Source organism: Rhodococcus sp. 14-2483-1-2 (assembly GCF_002259405.1).
GTDB lineage: Bacteria > Actinomycetota > Actinomycetes > Mycobacteriales > Mycobacteriaceae > Rhodococcoides.
In genome coordinates this window covers 812,799-829,088 of sequence record NZ_NPFW01000022.1, presented here as the reverse complement: position 1 = coordinate 829,088, position 16,290 = coordinate 812,799, and the positions used below count along the sequence as shown (strand labels likewise).

The 16,290-nt window shown below is 64.4% G+C and carries 16 protein-coding genes and 1 other RNA gene; 16 read left to right on the top strand and 1 reads right to left on the bottom strand.

The window, feature by feature from the left end; genetic code table 11:
- Entirely contained in the window at nucleotides 1-492 is a 492-nt protein-coding gene (locus CH295_RS24910; RefSeq protein WP_094742234.1) for a beta-class carbonic anhydrase, read from the bottom strand.
- A gap of 224 nt (nucleotides 493-716) precedes the next feature.
- Between CH295_RS24910 and prfB the strand changes: the two genes are divergently transcribed.
- The 16 genes from prfB (at nucleotide 717) to pgm (ending at nucleotide 16,289) form a co-directional block, all read left to right on the top strand.
- Nucleotides 717-1,829 (top strand): peptide chain release factor 2, encoded by a 1,113-nt coding sequence (gene prfB, locus CH295_RS24905; RefSeq protein ID WP_027496571.1) that lies wholly within the window; start codon nucleotides 717-719, stop codon nucleotides 1,827-1,829.
- Between the two features lie 38 nt (nucleotides 1,830-1,867).
- Nucleotides 1,868-2,767, top strand: coding sequence for a mechanosensitive ion channel family protein (locus CH295_RS24900; protein ID WP_094742127.1), 900 nt, complete (start codon nucleotides 1,868-1,870; stop codon nucleotides 2,765-2,767).
- Nucleotides 2,764-3,210 (top strand): Rv3103c transmembrane domain-containing protein, encoded by a 447-nt coding sequence (locus CH295_RS24895; RefSeq protein WP_094742126.1) that lies wholly within the window; start codon nucleotides 2,764-2,766, stop codon nucleotides 3,208-3,210. Before CH295_RS24900 ends, CH295_RS24895 begins: the two co-directional genes overlap by 4 nt.
- Before the next feature lie 86 nt (nucleotides 3,211-3,296).
- Nucleotides 3,297-3,986, top strand: a complete 690-nt coding sequence (gene ftsE / locus CH295_RS24890) for a cell division ATP-binding protein FtsE (RefSeq protein WP_027496574.1) — start codon at nucleotides 3,297-3,299, stop codon at nucleotides 3,984-3,986.
- A 66-nt stretch (nucleotides 3,987-4,052) separates the two neighbouring features.
- Nucleotides 4,053-4,958, top strand: a complete 906-nt coding sequence (gene ftsX / locus CH295_RS24885) for a permease-like cell division protein FtsX (RefSeq protein ID WP_037189832.1) — start codon at nucleotides 4,053-4,055, stop codon at nucleotides 4,956-4,958.
- Between the two features lie 83 nt (nucleotides 4,959-5,041).
- Nucleotides 5,042-5,515 (top strand): SsrA-binding protein SmpB, encoded by a 474-nt coding sequence (gene smpB / locus CH295_RS24880; RefSeq protein WP_032397704.1) that lies wholly within the window; start codon nucleotides 5,042-5,044, stop codon nucleotides 5,513-5,515.
- Nucleotides 5,512-6,378 carry an EamA family transporter gene (locus tag CH295_RS24875; RefSeq protein ID WP_502694544.1) on the top strand — a complete coding sequence of 289 codons (867 nt, stop codon included), beginning with the start codon at nucleotides 5,512-5,514 and terminating at the stop codon, nucleotides 6,376-6,378. Before smpB ends, CH295_RS24875 begins: the two co-directional genes overlap by 4 nt.
- Nucleotides 6,379-6,409: 31 nt before the next feature.
- Nucleotides 6,410-7,870, top strand: coding sequence for an SDR family NAD(P)-dependent oxidoreductase (locus tag CH295_RS24870; RefSeq protein WP_052047534.1), 1,461 nt, complete (start codon nucleotides 6,410-6,412; stop codon nucleotides 7,868-7,870).
- 65 nt (nucleotides 7,871-7,935) lie between these two features.
- Nucleotides 7,936-8,306, top strand: a transfer-messenger RNA (tmRNA) gene (ssrA, locus tag CH295_RS24865).
- Between the two features lie 118 nt (nucleotides 8,307-8,424).
- Nucleotides 8,425-9,120 carry an alpha/beta fold hydrolase gene (locus CH295_RS24860; RefSeq protein ID WP_037189829.1) on the top strand — a complete coding sequence of 232 codons (696 nt, stop codon included), beginning with the start codon at nucleotides 8,425-8,427 and terminating at the stop codon, nucleotides 9,118-9,120.
- Nucleotides 9,099-10,388 (top strand): NAD(P)/FAD-dependent oxidoreductase, encoded by a 1,290-nt coding sequence (locus CH295_RS24855; RefSeq protein WP_502694543.1) that lies wholly within the window; start codon nucleotides 9,099-9,101, stop codon nucleotides 10,386-10,388. The genes CH295_RS24860 and CH295_RS24855 overlap by 22 nt, the downstream gene beginning before the upstream one ends.
- Nucleotides 10,379-11,158, top strand: coding sequence for a DUF1365 domain-containing protein (locus tag CH295_RS24850; RefSeq protein ID WP_094742124.1), 780 nt, complete (start codon nucleotides 10,379-10,381; stop codon nucleotides 11,156-11,158). Before CH295_RS24855 ends, CH295_RS24850 begins: the two co-directional genes overlap by 10 nt.
- On the top strand, nucleotides 11,155-12,468 hold the full coding sequence (locus CH295_RS24845; protein ID WP_094742123.1) for an SAM-dependent methyltransferase: 1,314 nt from the start codon (nucleotides 11,155-11,157) through the stop codon (nucleotides 12,466-12,468). Before CH295_RS24850 ends, CH295_RS24845 begins: the two co-directional genes overlap by 4 nt.
- Entirely contained in the window at nucleotides 12,465-13,790 is a 1,326-nt protein-coding gene (locus tag CH295_RS24840) for an SAM-dependent methyltransferase (RefSeq protein WP_094742122.1), read from the top strand. The genes CH295_RS24845 and CH295_RS24840 overlap by 4 nt, the downstream gene beginning before the upstream one ends.
- A gap of 56 nt (nucleotides 13,791-13,846) precedes the next feature.
- Nucleotides 13,847-14,578: a DUF1295 domain-containing protein gene (locus CH295_RS24835; RefSeq protein WP_252342180.1), complete on the top strand. Its 732-nt coding sequence runs from the start codon at nucleotides 13,847-13,849 to the stop codon at nucleotides 14,576-14,578.
- 70 nt (nucleotides 14,579-14,648) lie between these two features.
- Nucleotides 14,649-16,289: a phosphoglucomutase (alpha-D-glucose-1,6-bisphosphate-dependent) gene (pgm, locus tag CH295_RS24830; protein ID WP_094634164.1), complete on the top strand. Its 1,641-nt coding sequence runs from the start codon at nucleotides 14,649-14,651 to the stop codon at nucleotides 16,287-16,289.
- Nucleotide 16,290 lies beyond the last annotated feature (1 nt).

Below are 16,290 nucleotides of genomic sequence, written 5' to 3'. Positions count from 1 at the left end.
CTATCCGGTGACTTCGTTCAGCTTCCCGGTTGCCACATCGAAGACGAAGCCTCGGATGGATTCGTGCTTCGTGACGAACGGGCTCTGCTCGATGCGTGCCAGCGATTGGCGAACATCGCGGTCCAAGTCGGAGAACGACTCCGCGGCCCAGTTCGGTTCGATGCCGGTCTCGTCCTGCAGATCTTTCTTGAACTCGTCGTCGGTGAAGGTGAGCATGCCGCAGTCGGTGTGATGGATCAGGATGATCTCCTTGGTGCCGAGCAGACGCTGACTGATGGCCAGCGAGCGGATCTCGTCGTCGGTGATCACGCCACCGGCATTTCGGATGACGTGGGCTTCTCCGTCGGCGAGACCGAGAATACGGTAGACGTCGAGTCGGGCGTCCATGCACGCCACCACGGCGACGTGCTTCGACGGCGGGAGCGGTAGGGGACCGTCGAACGTCGCGGCGTAGGCCTTGTTGTTCTCGAGGTACTGGTCGGTGACGGTCATACGACGCTCCTGTGGACTGCGGGTGTGGCCGGCACCGGGCGGTGACAGGCATGTCGACATGCGAATATGCCGATGAGCCGAAAGCTAGCAGTCGACCGGTGGCCCGGCGAGAGTTGAAATCACCGCGGTTCGAACCCTTTACGACGGTCTCCGTCCGGCTCGTGCGGGCCGGCGGAATCGGGGGCGGTCGGGCTCGGGTTCGCGTGCCGGTAACCTTGACTCTCGTGCATCCCGACGTTTCTGCAGACCTCGCCGAGCTCGACACCACTCTCTCCACCGTCGAGTCGGTTCTCGACGTCGAGGAACTGCGGCGACGCATCGACGAACTCGAACATCAGGCGGCCTCGCCGGACCTGTGGAACGACCAGGAACACGCTCAACAGGTGACCAGTCAGCTCTCCCACGCGCAGGCCGAGCTTCGCCGGGTCGAAGAGCTCCGTCAGCGCCTCGAGGACATGCCCGTTCTGTACGAGCTCGCCGAGGGAGAGGAGGGCGAGGCGGCCGCATCGGCCACCGCCGACGCCGACGCCGAACGCGCCTCGCTCCGAGAGGACATCGCAGCCATGGAAGTGCGGACCCTGCTGTCCGGCGAATACGACGCGCGCGACGCACTGGTCAACATCCGGTCCGGCGCAGGTGGAATCGACGCCGCCGACTGGGCGGAGATGCTCATGCGCATGTACATCCGCTGGGCCGAGAAGCACGGCTACGGCGTCGAGGTCTACGACACGTCCTACGCCGAAGAGGCCGGTATCAAGAGCGCGACGTTCGCCGTCAAGGCCCCGTACACGTACGGCACGCTGTCGGTCGAGCAGGGCACGCATCGGCTCGTGCGCATCAGCCCCTTCGACAACCAGGGTCGACGCCAGACCTCCTTCGCCGAGGTGGAAGTTCTTCCGGTCGTCGAGACCACCGACCACATCGAGATCCCCGAGAACGACATTCGCGTGGACGTCTACCGCTCGTCCGGCCCGGGCGGGCAGTCGGTCAACACCACCGACTCCGCCGTTCGACTGACACACATCCCGACCGGCATCGTGGTGACCTGTCAGAACGAGAAGTCGCAGCTGCAGAACAAGGTGTCGGCCATGCGAGTGCTGCAGGCCAAGCTGCTCGAGGTCAAGCGCAAGGAAGAGCGCGCCGAGATGGACGCGCTCAAGGGCGACGGCGGCAGCTCCTGGGGCAATCAGATGCGCTCGTACGTACTGCACCCGTACCAGATGGTCAAAGATTTGCGTACCGAGTACGAGGTGAACAATCCGTCTACTGTTCTCGACGGGGACATCGACGGATTCCTCGAATCCGGAATCCGCTGGCGCATGCGAGGGGAGCAGTAGATGACCGGTCATTGCGCAGGCTCCACTCCAACGATCCGATGACGGCCTGGCTCAACGTGACGGACGAGGTCAAGCTCAACGGCCTCGGAATCGTGCTGTACATCCTCGGCGGACTGCTGGCCGCGCGCTTCGTCACCTGGACCGGATCTCGGATCACTGCCCGCATCGACCAGAACTACCAGCACAGCGACGCGCTCGTGCGATCCGAGGCCGCGAAACACCGTCATGCGCTGGCTCAGGTCATCACCTGGGTGCTGGTCACTCTCATCTACATCCTCGTCACCATCGAGGTACTGCGCCGCTTCGGCTTCGGCGTCGGCGGTCTTGTCGCACCCGCGACGGTCATCGGTGCCGCCCTCGGCTTCGGTGCTCAGCGCGTGGTTCAAGACATCCTGGCCGGCTTCTTCATCATCACCGAACGTCAGTACGGCTTCGGTGACGTCGTACAGATCGCCGTCAACGGCTCCGCCGAAGACGCCGAGGGCACGGTCGAGGACGTCACGCTCCGAGTGACCCGGGTTCGTAGCGTCGACGGCGAGGTCATCACGGTCCCCAACGGGCAGATCGTCAAGGCGATCAACCTGTCGAAGGATTGGGCGCGCGCCGTCGTCGATGTTCCTGTCCCCAGCACCGCCGATCTCACCCAGGTCAACGCGCTGCTCCGTGCAGTCGGCCGTGACGCATTCGCCGATATGCGGTTGCGTCCGCTCCTGCTCGACGAACCGACCGTGATGGGCGTGGAGAGCATCGAGGTGGGGCAGGTCAACGTGCGGCTGGTCGCACGGACACTGCCGGGCAAGCAATTCCAGGTGGGGCGAGAGCTTCGAGTGAGAGTGGCCGCTGCGCTGCAGCCCGAGGGCATCAACGTTGCCCCCGACGTGAGTACGGCCGGAGTCGCACCCGAATCGTCAGGACGAGATCGGACGGAAGACCAGTGAGTACACCCGACACCGGAACCGAACGCTCGCAGCGAAATTGGCGGCAGTGGCGCATTCCGAACAAGATCTACGGCCGGGTGCGCACGTCCACCGTCGCGTTCGGGATCTGCTTCGTGCTCACAGGCCTGCTGTACGGGCAGGTCAGTGCCGACATCGCAGAACGAGACGCCGAACCAGTGCAAGGCCCGGTCGCCGTAGACCCGGATGCAACCACCCCTTACATCCAACCGCAGACCTCCGAGCCGCGATTCTCGACAACCACGGTCTCGCCCACTCCGACGGCCACCGCCGATCCGGATGGGTCGGGAAGCGTCGACGAATCCGGCCAGCCTGCGACCACGACGACTGTGCCGTCGACGACGACCGCGCCGTTCGGCGTGCCGATTCCCCCGGCGATTCAGTCGCTGATACCCACCCAACCTGCGCCGACATCCGCGCGCTGAGGCGGCCTTTACCGTCTCTCGGGACTCGCCGCGACGCCCCAGCGGTTCCGGCGGTTACCGGCGAGTAAGGACTACACTGGCGACCCGTGATCAGCACCTCGAATGTCTCCAAGTCCTACAAGACCTCCACCAGGCCTGCCCTGGACAAGGTGACGGTCTCCATCGACAAGGGTGAGTTCGTGTTCCTGATCGGTCCGTCGGGTTCGGGTAAGTCGACGTTCATGCGGCTGCTCCTCAAGGAGGAGACGCCCACCTCCGGGGACATCCACGTCGCCGATTTTCACGTCAACCGGTTGGCGGCCCGACGCGTGCCTCGGCTGCGGCAGAGCATGGGCTGCGTGTTCCAGGACTTCCGCCTGTTGCAGCAGAAGACCGTCGTGGAGAACGTGGCGTTCGCGCTCGAGGTGATCGGCAAGCCACGCTCGATGATCAAGCGCACCGTTCCCGAAGTTCTGGACCTCGTGGGACTCGGCGGCAAGTCGGATCGTCTGCCCAACGAGCTGTCCGGTGGTGAACAACAGCGCGTGGCCATCGCTCGGGCGTTCGTCAATCGTCCGCTCGTACTGCTCGCGGACGAGCCGACCGGCAACCTCGATCCGGATACCAGCCAGGACATCATGCTGCTGCTCGAGCGCATCAACCGCACCGGAACGACGGTGCTCATGGCCACCCACGACAACCACATCGTCGACTCGATGCGCCGACGCGTCGTCGAACTCGACAACGGACGAGTCGTTCGTGACGAGGCCCGCGGGGTCTACGGCGTCGGTCGCTGACGCCGCCGCCGTTTCAGGACCGCACAGACTTCACGACCGAACGAATCGAAGGGCTCGGATTCCGCGATGCGCGCAAGTTTCATCTTCAGCGAGGTCTTCACCGGACTTCGCCGCAACATCACCATGACAGTCGCCATGATCTTGACGACCGCTATCTCCCTCGGCCTGTTCGGCGGCGGACTGCTCGTGGTGCAGATGGCGGGAAAGACTCAGCAGATTTTCCTCGATCGGGTGGAGGTGCAGATCTTCCTCACCGACGACATCTCGGCGAGCGATGCCGACTGTGCGCAGGAGACCTGCGCGACGTTGCGCTCGGATCTCGAGAACACCCCATCGGTGGTCTCCGTGCAGTACCTCAACCGTGAGGACGCGGTGAAGGACGCAACCGAGCGAGTGTTCAAGGATCAGCCCGAACTGGCCGAACTGGTCAGTGCCGACAGCTTTCCCGCGTCGTTCAAGGTTCGTCTGAGTGACCCCGAACGGTTCGGGGTGATCAACGACAACTTCGAGAACCGACCGGGCGTGCAGAGCGTGCTCAATCAACGTGATCTGGTCGAGCGATTGTTCAGCGTGCTCAACGGTGTGCGGAACGCTGCCTTTGCGATCGCCACGGTGCAGGCGATCGCCGCAATTCTCCTGATCGCCAACATGGTTCAGATCGCCGCGTTCACCAGGCGAACTGAGGTCGGAATCATGCGGTTGGTCGGTGCCACTCGCTGGTACACCCAGCTGCCGTTCCTGCTCGAGGCGGTGGTGGCGGCATTGATCGGATCTGCGCTCGCCATCGCCGGCCTGTTCACCGCGAAGAACATGTTCATCGACGACGTGCTCTCGGATGTGTATCAGGCGAATATTCTGGCCCGGATATCGAATAGTGACGTTCTCCTCGTCTCGCCGTTCCTCGCGCTGGTGGGAGTCGGCATGGCGGCGGTGACGGCGTACATCACGTTGCGTCTGTACGTGCGCGAATAAATTCGCTTGCCGTTCGGTTCTATGCTGGAGCGGTTGCCCGTGGAACCGATCCATCCGGCGAACGCTCGAGAAAGGGCCCTGCAGTGAGAGAGAAGGGCCGCAAGGCCATCGCGACCAATCGCAAGGCGCGGCACAACTACTCCATACTCGACGTCCTCGAGGCCGGAGTTGCCCTCGTCGGAACCGAGGTCAAGAGTCTGCGTGACGGCAAGGCCTCGCTGGTCGACGCCTTCGCGACCGTCGACGACGGTGAGATCTGGCTACGCGGACTGCACATCGCCGAATACACGCTCGGTAGCTGGACCAACCATGCGCCGCGGCGGAACCGCAAACTGCTCCTCCACCGTCGCGAGATCGATCGTCTTGCAAGCAAGGTCAAAGAGGGAAACCTGACGCTGGTGCCGTTGTCGATGTATTTCTCCGACGGCAAGGTCAAGGTCGAACTTGCGCTGGCCAAGGGCAAGCAGGATTACGACAAGCGACAGTCGTTGGCCAAGCGCACCGCCGAACGCGAGGTCACTCGTGAGCTGGGGCGTCGTGTGAAGGGAATGCGCTGACCGCTGTTCTGCTCGCTCTGGTAGCTGCCGTCGGCTACGGGGTGAGCGATTTCGTCGGCGGTGTCGCATCCCGCCGGGTTGCCGCCCTCCGGGTGGTCATCGTGTCCTACCCGCTGTCGCTGGTGATCGTTCTGTTCGTAGCTCCATTCGTCGGTGGCACCATCGAGCTGCAGGCGATGCTGTGGGGACTGGCCTCGGGTGTCGCAGGCGGCGTTGCGGTGTGGTGGTTCTACCTTGCCCTCGCCGCCGGGCCGATGGCTGTGGTCTCGCCTGTCACCGCAGTACTGGTCGCCGGTATCCCGGTGCTGGTCGGGCTGTCGATGGGCGAGCGTCCCGGCATCATCGCGTTCGTCGGCATCGCCGTCGCCCTGGTGGCCGTGGTGCTGGTCAGCAAGGAATCCCCGGACGAGGTGACCGGTGAAGTGGCAGGCGGTCGGGAGATGAAGTTCACCCGAACCGTGGCCTGGTTGACGGTCGGTTCGGGTGTGACGTTCGCTTTCGCGTTCATTTTTCTGCACCAGATCGGTGACGGCAGTGGACTGTGGCCGCTTGCGGCGTCGCGTGCGTCGGCAACCGCAGTGGTCTGGGTAGTAGCTCTGGCGTCCGGGCACTTCTCGCCCCCGCATGGCAGCGTGCTCAAGCTTGCGGCATTCGTCAGCGTGCTCGACGTGGTCGCCAACGCCGCCTTGATCTACGCCTATCAGGACGGTCTTCTCTCGTTGGTGAGCGTCATCGCCTCGCTGTATCCGGCCGCGACGGTATTGCTGGCCATGGTGATGCTCGGCGAGAGAGTCGGCACTCTGCAGAAGATCGGTATGGCGTTGGCGCTCGGCGCGATCGCGATGATCGCCCTCGCAGGTTGAACTGGACCGCTCGGGGGTAATGACCTCGTTTATGACAGCTTCCGATTCGCCGTCCGACATCCCCGTGGTTCAGGACGACGGACGCCCTCCCCGCGTTCTGGTCACCGGTGCCACGGGATACCTGGGCGGGCGTCTGGCACCGCGTCTGCTCGACGAGGGGTACCGGGTCCGAGTGCTTGCTCGCACCCCCAGCAAGCTCGACAACGTGCCGTGGGCGGCGAATGTCGAGATCGTTCAGGGCGATCTGAGCGATCGGGAATCGTTGAAGGAAGCGCTCAGCGGAGTCGACATCATGTACTACCTGGTGCACTCGATGGGCACCGCAGGGCACTCGGATTTCGCCGACACCGAACGCGACAGCGCCGAGAACGTCGCGGCCGTTGCTGCCGAGTGCGGCGTCGGTCGCATCGTCTACCTCGGCGGGTTGCATCCGCCGACCGGTGAGCTCTCGCCACACTTGAAGTCTCGTGCCGAGGTGGGTCGCATTCTGATCGAGTCGGGCGTTCCCACCGTGGTGCTGCAGGCGGGGGTCGTGATCGGATCCGGCTCGGCGTCGTTCGAGATGATCCGGCACCTGACCAACCGGCTTCCGGTGATGACCACACCGCGGTGGGTACACAACCGCATCCAACCCATCGCTGTGCGCGACGTGTTGCACTACCTGATCGGGGCCGCGAGTGCGCCGATCACCGAATCCAGAACGTTCGACATCGGTGGTCCCGACGTCATGCAGTACGGCGAGATGATGAACATCTACGCCGACGTCGCGGGTCTGCGGCAGCGTCGAATCATCGTGCTCCCAGTGTTGACGCCGCGTCTGGCAGGCCACTGGATCGGGCTGGTGACTCCCATTCCGCGCGGGCTGGCGATGCCGCTCATCGAATCACTGCAATACGACGCCGTCGGCCACGAGATGGACATCGACGCCGTCGTACCCCGTCCGGACGGCGGCCTGACCGGCTACCGCGACTCCGTGAGATTGGCACTGCGCAAGATCGACGACGGTGAGGTGGAGACGCGGTGGACCGACGCCACCGGCACCGCGGCACCGTCGGACCCGCTGCCCTCGGATCCGGCGTGGGCAGGCGAGGTCGTCTACACCGACACCCGCGTCGCCCGAAGCGCAGCGAAGTCGACCGCGATCCGGCCCGCACTCGAACGATTGGCCGACGCCGACGTTCTCACCGGCTGGCACCGCGACGTCACCGGACCCGACGCATCCGCGTCGGGCACCGAACACACCACTCGGCTCAAGTCCTCCACCCGACTGCCCGGCGAGGCCTGGCTCGACCTGACGGTCGGCGGCACGGCGAAGCAGCCGACGATCGAGCAGCGGTTGGTGTTCTTCCCCCGTGGTCTGGCCGGTCGCGCGGTCTGGTACGCCTCTCTGCCGGCACGGTTGGTCGTGGCGCGCCGAATGCTGCGCACGGTGGTGCAGCGTGTGGACGCCGATGCCGCATCGCGCGCGACGGATCGCCGTGCCGGCAGTTAATGGGATGAAAGTGGCCATGCGAGGCGTTACACTGAACAGCCCGGACACAGTGTTCGGGAACATACGGGGCTGAACGGTTTCGACTTTGTATGTTGAGTCAGGGGAAGCGTGTCGGTGCAGGCGAGAGACCACCGTAAGCGTCATCGCAACCTTATAAGCGCCGATTCCAATCAGCGCGACTACGCACTCGCTGCCTAAGTAGCGACTGCGTGTCTGTCAGTCCGGGCTTGCCCTCGGTCCGGGTACTGGCATCAGCTAGAGGGCTCACCGATTCATCCGGCCGCGGGATGATGAGGAACATCAAACAGTGGCTGGGATCGTCATCCTGACTTGTTCGCGAGATCGGGAGATCCAAGTAGAGGCATAGCGGACTGCACACGGAGAAGCCCTGGCAATGCAGCAGAGGACCCGGGTTCGATTCCCGGCAGCTCCACCGACGAAGACCGGGCCGAGAGACACACTCTCGGCCCGGTCTTCTTTCTCTGTCGGACAGGTCACAATCGCCCCGTCCGAACCGATCCCACCCGAAGCGGCCGCGGTGCCGAATAACCGGCATGAGCAACGAGCCGACTCCAGTTCTGCGCACCGGCAGAAGAGTGTCCGAGCCTGCACTGGTCGTGTTGGTCCTCGGCGGCGGCAAGGACGTGAGCCGGGCGCGCAGTAGGCCGTGGCACCTCGCCGGTCTGCGGATGTGGCCGTTCACCTGGATGCTTCGGCGCGTGGGACGCGCACACGACATTTCGGTGCAGCAGTTGCAGTACCGGTTCCGCGGCTGGAACGCCCCCGAACGGTCTCCGGTCGAGGACGCCCGGTGGGCGCTGAACCGAATCCGCGCGGAGCATCCCGACGTTCACGTGGTGGTCGTCGGCCATTCGATGGGTGGCCGCACCGCAGCTGCCCTGATCGACGACCCTTCTGTCGTGGGAGTGGAGCCTGCAGGAACGACCCAGAAAATCTCGGGTGTCGTCGCCTTGGCCCCGTGGTGGCCGGAGGGTGTGGAGGCCGACGGATTCGGCGCGCATCATGCGTTGCTCGTCGTTCACGGGACTGCAGACAAGTGGACCGATCCGAGAACCTCGCGCCGTGCGGTCGAACGTGCGGCGGCGCGAGGGGCTTCCGCTCGCTACCTTTCCGTTCCGGGTGGGCACTTCATGCTCCGCAATCCGCAGCTCTGGTCGAGGGCGACGCGTGACTTCGTTCTCGGTATCGCCGCCGATGCGCAGGCCGACTGCATGGGCAAACCGTCGTGACGCGCCGTCGTATCGCGGTGGTCGGGAGCGGTATCGCAGGCCTGACGGCCGCATACGAACTGTCGAAGAACTCGTCGGTGACGCTGTACGAGGCGGACTCTCGGCTCGGTGGTCACGCGGACACGCACTATGTCGACGGCCCCGACGGTCCGGTAGGCGTCGACACCGGGTTCATCGTGCACAACGACCGGACGTATCCGACTCTGCTGCGCCTGTTCGACGAACTGAACGTGCCGACGCAGGATTCGGACATGAGCATGTCCGTGCGCTGCGACGGGTGCGGGCTCGAGTACTCGGGCGGCCAGGGCATGAGCGGAATCCTCGCGCAACGTACGGCGGTGTTCAAGCCACGATTCGTCTCGATGTTGCTCGACGTCAAGCGTTTTCATCGCCTGGCCAACGAACTGCTGGACAGTGCCGAACCGGTGGAGTCCGAGACGACTCTCGCGCAGTTTCTCGAAGATCACTCGTTCTCGGCGTACTTCGAATCCCACTTCATGACTCCGTTGGTGTCCGCGGTGTGGTCGTGCGATCCGGATACTGCTCTCGCCTACCCGGCTCGCTACCTGTTCACTTTTCTCCGCCACCACGGAATGCTCACCGTCACAGGATCACCCACCTGGCGCACCGTCACCGGCGGGTCCATCGAATACGTTCGCCGGGTTGCCGAGCACATCGACGAGGTACTGCTCGATACCCCGGTGCGCGCGGTCTACAGGTCACCGGATTCCGTGCAGATCCGCGACGGCCACGACCGCCTGCGCACGTTCGACGCGGCCGTGATCGCCGTGCATCCCGGTGCCGCGCTGAAAATGCTCGCAGAACCGACGGCCCTCGAGCACAGCATCCTGGGAGCGATGCCGTACTCCACCAATCACACGCAACTGCACACGGACTCGTCGGTGTTGCCGAAGAACACCAGGGCGCGTGCATCGTGGAACTACCACCTCCCGTCGTGCGCGGCCAGGCCCGATCGGGTGCTGGTCAGCTACGACCTGACCAGGTTGCAGCGCCTGGGCAACACCGATCGCAGAATGCTGGTCACCCTCGGTGGAGCGGATCGGATCGACCCGAACGCGGTACTCGACGAGATGACCTACGAACACCCTCAGTACACCCCCGAATCGGTTGCAGCGCAGCGTCGACTTCCCGAATTGGATACCGACACAGTGGTATTCGCCGGTGCGTACCACGGCTGGGGATTTCACGAGGACGGTGCGTTGTCGGGCGCGCGCGCCGCACAACGGGTGGGGGCCACGTGGCTCTGACATCGGTTCTGCCGACCACCCGCGCACACGGGGCGGCGTTGTATCGCACTCGGATCGACCACGTTCGACGCGCGCCGATTCGAAACACGTTCTCGTACAAGAGTTACAGCTGGTTCGTCGATCTCGACGCTCTTCCCGAATTGCCCCGGATACTGCGACCGCTGGCCTCCTTCGATCCCCGTGACCACCTCGGTGACCCCGACGCCACCATCCGCCAGAACGTCGACGCGTTCCTGGCGGAGAGCGGTATCGACCTCGGCGGCGGACGGATCACGATGTTGGCCAGTGCGCGGGTGTTCGGGCACACGTTCAACCCATTGAGTGTGTACTGGTGTCACGATCGCGACGGAGAGCTCCGCTGCGTGGTGGCGGAGGTGCACAACACCTACGGCGAGCGATACCGGTATCTGCTGCACACCGATCATCGCGGTGCGGCCCGCACGACCAAGGAGTTCTACGTATCGCCGTTCAACGACGTCGACGGCGAATACTCCATGCGGCTACCCGAGCCGGACGCCGCACTCCGTCTGTCGATCGTCCTGGAACGACCCGGTCGGCCTCCGTTCGTGGCGACCGTACACGGCCGTCGTCGAGAGGTGACGTCGCGGTCCATTCTCCGCACCGCACTCGAGATTCCGTGTGCGCCGTTACGGGTGGTGATACAGATCCGCTGGCAGGGCATTCGGCTCTGGGCGCGGGGTCTGAAGATCGTGCAGAAACCTGCCCCTCCCGGGGCGCGAGAATTCCAGAAGGAAGGGGCCAACAGATGACAACTGTGTCGAAGGCCGATTCTGTGTCGAACCCGTACGGTGGTTCCGCTGTCGGTCCGCGCCCGCTGGTGGATCCACGGGTCTGGCCTCAGATCGCCCAGGTTCCTGGTGGCATGAAGGTTGCAGCCGCAGCACCCGTCGCCGACTTCCTCTTCCGCCGCGCGGTCGCGCGATTGCAGGTCCGAGTGGCGATGCCCGACGGCGAGGTCATCGGGGCAGGCTCGGCCGATGCTCCGTTGATGACCGTCTATCGACCACACGACTTCGCCGCACGGGTCGGCGACAGCGGACTCATCGGATTCGGTGAGGCATACATGGCCGGAGACTGGGATGCCGAGGATCTCACTGCCGTGCTCGACGTCTTCGCCCGGCGCATGGCGTCCCTGATTCCGAAGTCCCTGCAGCGCCTCCGAGGGCTCTATATCCCCAAGCCTCCACGGAGCGAGCGGAATACGACCAAGAACACGCGATCCAACATCTCGCGCCACTACGACCTGTCGAACGACCTCTTCGAACTCTTCCTCGACGAGACGATGACGTACTCCAGTGCGTTGTTCGCCGAATCGGGAAACGACGACGACAGTGAGGAGCTCGCCGACGCCCAGCGTCGCAAGATCGACCGGCTACTCGACCGGGCGGGCGTCGGCGAGGGAACCAGGGTGCTCGAGATCGGTACCGGATGGGGTGAGCTGGCAATCCGTGCGGCAGCTCGTGGTGCGACGGTCCGGTCGGTGACATTGTCGACCGAACAGCAGGACTTGGCGCGTAAGCGCTGTGCCGCTGCCGGCTACGGAGACCGAATCCAGATCGATCTCCTCGACTACCGCTTGGTCGACGGCGAGTACGACGCGATCGTGTCGGTCGAGATGATCGAGGCCGTCGGGCATCAGTATTGGGCGACGTACTTCGAGACGATCGACGCGCTGCTCGCACCGGGTGGGCGGGTTGCCCTCCAAGCCATCACGATGCCGCACGACCGAATGCTGGCTACCCGAAACACGTACACCTGGGTCCACAAGTACATATTTCCCGGCGGATTCCTGCCGTCCGTGCGGGCCATCGAGGAGGTGACCGAGCAGAGCACTTCGCTTCGGGTTCGCGAGCGTCTGTCGATGGGCGATCACTACGCGCGAACCCTCGCTCAGTGGGACAGGCGCTTCCGTGAATACCGCAGCGAGGCCGAGGAGCTCGGTTTCGCCGAGGTGTTCGCGCGAATGTGGCATTTCTACCTGTGCTACTCGGAGGCCGGATTTCGATCCGGATACCTCGATGTTCAGCAGATCGTGCTCGACCGAAGGGACAACCGATGACCACCTCGACACTTTCCGTCGACCGGACCGACCGCAGTGTCGGTGTCGCACACCGGATTGCCGAGCTGATCGAACCCCTGGTTGGTGGTCCGCTTCCCGTTCGGCTGCAGGCGTGGGACGGATCCGTTGCGGGAGATGCGTCGGCACCGCGAGTGCTGTTGCGGAGCCCGAGCGCCCTTCGTCGATTGCTGTGGAGCCCTGGCGAACTCGGCGCTGCACAGGCGTACGTCACCGGGGAGCTGGACGTCGACGGCGATCTCGCCGCGGCCCTCGATCACGTCTGGGGTGTGGTGCGTGAGCGCCGACTCTCGGCGATACGACCGGGGCCGGCGTCGCTCCTGCGGTTGGCGAAACTGGCCAAGGATCTCGGAGTGTTCGGCCGTCCTCTGCCGCCGCCCGTGTCGCAGGCATCGGTGAAAGGGCGGCTGCACTCGGTGCTTCGCGACCGCGCCGCGATCAGTCACCATTACGACCTGTCGAACGACTTCTACGAATTGGTGCTCGATTCCCACATGGCGTACTCGTCGGCGTACTGGACCTCGGATTCGCCGGACTACACCCTCGACGATGCCCAACGCGACAAACTCGACCTCGTTTGTCGAAAGATCGGTCTCGACAAGCGTGCCGGGCAACGCTTTCTCGACGTCGGCTGCGGCTGGGGGTCCCTGAGCCTGCATGCGGCTCAGGAGTACGGAGCGCAGGTCGTCGGAGTGACCATCTCGCGCGAACAGAAAGCCTTCATCGACAAACGAATTGCCGACCGAGGACTGCAGGACAACGTCGAGATCCGAATTCAGGATTATCGAGAGATTCCGGACGGGCCCTTCGACGCGGTGGCGTCGATCGAGATGGGTGAGCATGTGGGGGAGGCCAATTACCCGACCTACACCGCCGCACTGCACACCAACGTCAAGCCGGGTGGACGCGTGTTGATTCAGCAGATGTCGCGAAGAGAAGGTGACAACCCCGGCGGCGGAGCCTTCATCGAGTCGTTCATCGCGCCGGACATGTACATGCGCCCCGTCGGGCGGACCGTCGCGATGATCGAGGAGGCAGGGCTGGAGGTTCGCGACGTTCACGCCCTTCGGGAGCATTACGTGCGGACCGTCGATGTCTGGACCGAGCGCTTCGAGGCGCGCTACGACGAAGTGGTGGCGATGGTCGGCGAAGAGGTCGCGCGCGTGTGGCGGCTGTACCTGATCGGCGGCGGAATGGCCTTCCGGGACAACAGGATGGGCGTCGACCAGATTCTGGCAGTTCGGTCCGAGAACGGGACGTCCGAGATGGAACCGGTGCGGCCGGTGTGGGTGGGCCCGCGGTGAACTGGTCCGACTTCCTCACGGTATCGCTTTCCAGCCTCGGCGGTACCGCCGTCCTGATGATCGTCACCGCCCTCATCGGCGCGCGCATCGGACGCCACAACGTCGTGGACGTGACGTGGGGCGGCGGGTTCGTTCTGATCGCGCTGATCTCGGCTGCGACCGGAACAGGCGAATTGTGGCGTCGAATACTTCTGCTCGTCCTCGTCGGTGTGTGGGGACTTCGTCTCGCAGTGCACGTCTTTCGACGCTCGCGTGGGCACGGTGAGGATCCGCGCTACACCGAACTGCTCGCCAAGGCCACCGGTAACAAAACCCTGTACGCCCTGCGGAAGATCTACCTGACGCAGGCGGTTGCATTGTGGTTCGTGTCCCTGCCGCTGCAGGTTTCCGCTGTCGCACACGGATCCGTTCTGCCGGTCGTCGTACTCGGCGTAGTGGTCTGGATTCTCGGATGGACGTTCGAGGCAGTGGGGGATGCGCAGTTGACGGCCTTCAAGGCCGACGCGTCGAACAAGGGCAAGATCATGGATCGTGGGCTGTGGTCCTGGACGCGGCACCCCAACTACTTCGGTGACTCGGCAGTCTGGTGGGGACTGTTCCTCGTCTCGGCGTCGGCGTGGCCCGGAGTGTTCACGCTGCTGTCGCCCATGGCGATGACGTACTTCCTGGTGTTCGCCACCGGTGCGCGGTTGCTCGAGCGCAGCATGGAAAAGCGTCCGGGGTATCGCGAATACCAGCAGCGGACCAGCTATTTCCTCCCACGGCCTCCGAAAGGACCCAGCAAGTAGCTCGTGGGGGAGGCAGCGGCGCTAGGGTTGGTCGAGGATTTCGGTTCGTCGATCAACGAGGAGGCGCATCGTGGCGCACGAGAGAGCTGGAACCACTGCACTGCCGGAGGATCTGGTAGATCTTTCGCAGCTCGTGACGGCGTACTACTCGCGAGTTCCCGACGTGTCGGAACCCAGCCAGCAGGTGGTGTTCGGCACATCAGGGCATCGAGGATCCAGCTTGGATTCGGCGTTCAACGAGGCACACATCGTGGCGACGACGCAGGCGATCGTGGAGTACCGCGCTGCGCAAGGCATCACCGGGCCGTTGTTCATCGGCCGGGACACCCACGCGTTGTCGGAACCCGCCTGGACGACGGCTCTGGAAGTGTTGGCGGCCAACGACGTCGACGTACTGGTCGATTCGGGGGATCGGTACACCCCGACCCCGGCAGTCAGTCACGCCATCCTTCGGTACAACGAATCGGGCCCCGCGGCGAAGGCCGACGGCATCGTGGTGACTCCGTCGCACAACCCGCCCAGGGACGGCGGCTTCAAGTACAACCCTCCGCACGGCGGTCCTGCCGACAGTGATGCCACATCGGTCATCGCCGCTCGCGCGAACGAGCTTCTGCGCACCGGCATTTCGGGCATCGAGCGGGTGACGCTCGCGCAGGCGTTCGCGGGGAGCGTCTCGCGCTACGACTTCCTCGGCACCTATGTGGACGACCTGCCGAACGTGCTCGATCTCGATGCGATCCGTGCTGCCGGAGTTCGCATCGGCGCAGATCCGCTGGGCGGCGCGAGTGTCGATTACTGGGATGCCATCGCCGAGCGGCACAATCTGGACCTGACCGTGGTGAACCCGTTGGTGGACGGCACATTCCGCTTCATGACTCTCGACACCGACGGCAAGATCAGGATGGATTGCTCGTCGCCGAACGCGATGGCGTCGCTCATCGCAGCCCGCGATCGGTTCGACATCTCGACGGGCAACGATGCCGACTCCGACCGGCACGGCATCGTCACTCCCGACGGTGGCCTGATGAATCCCAATCACTTCCTCGCCGTCGCCATCGACTACTTGTTCACGCACCGACCCGATTGGTCGCCCACGGCGGCAGTGGGCAAGACGTTGGTGAGCTCGTCGATGATCGACCGGGTCGTCGCAGCTCTCGGCCGTCGTCTGCTCGAGGTGCCGGTCGGGTTCAAGTGGTTCGTTCCGGGTCTGCTCGCAGGCGAGCTCGGATTCGGCGGTGAGGAGAGCGCAGGAGCGTCGTTCCTCCGACACAACGGCCGAGTCTGGACCACCGACAAGGACGGCATCGTTCTCGCACTGCTGGCGTCCGAGATCACCGCCGTCACCGGATCCACGCCGTCGCAGCGCTACGGCGAGTTCACTGCGAAGTTCGGGAATCCGACGTATGCCCGCGTCGATGCACCGGCAACCCGCGAGCAGAAAGCCGTTCTCGCCAAGCTCTCGCCCGACCAGATCACCGCCACCGAGTTGGCAGGCGAACCGATCACGGCAACGCTGACCGAGGCTCCGGGAAACGGAGCCGCCCTCGGTGGCCTGAAGGTGACGACGGAGAGCGCCTGGTTCGCTGCGCGCCCGTCCGGAACCGAGGACGTCTACAAGATCTACGCAGAGTCGTTCCAGGGCGAAGAGCATCTCGCCCGGGTGCAAGCCGCAGCACGTGAACTGGTGTCGTCCGCACTCGAGAGCTCGTGAC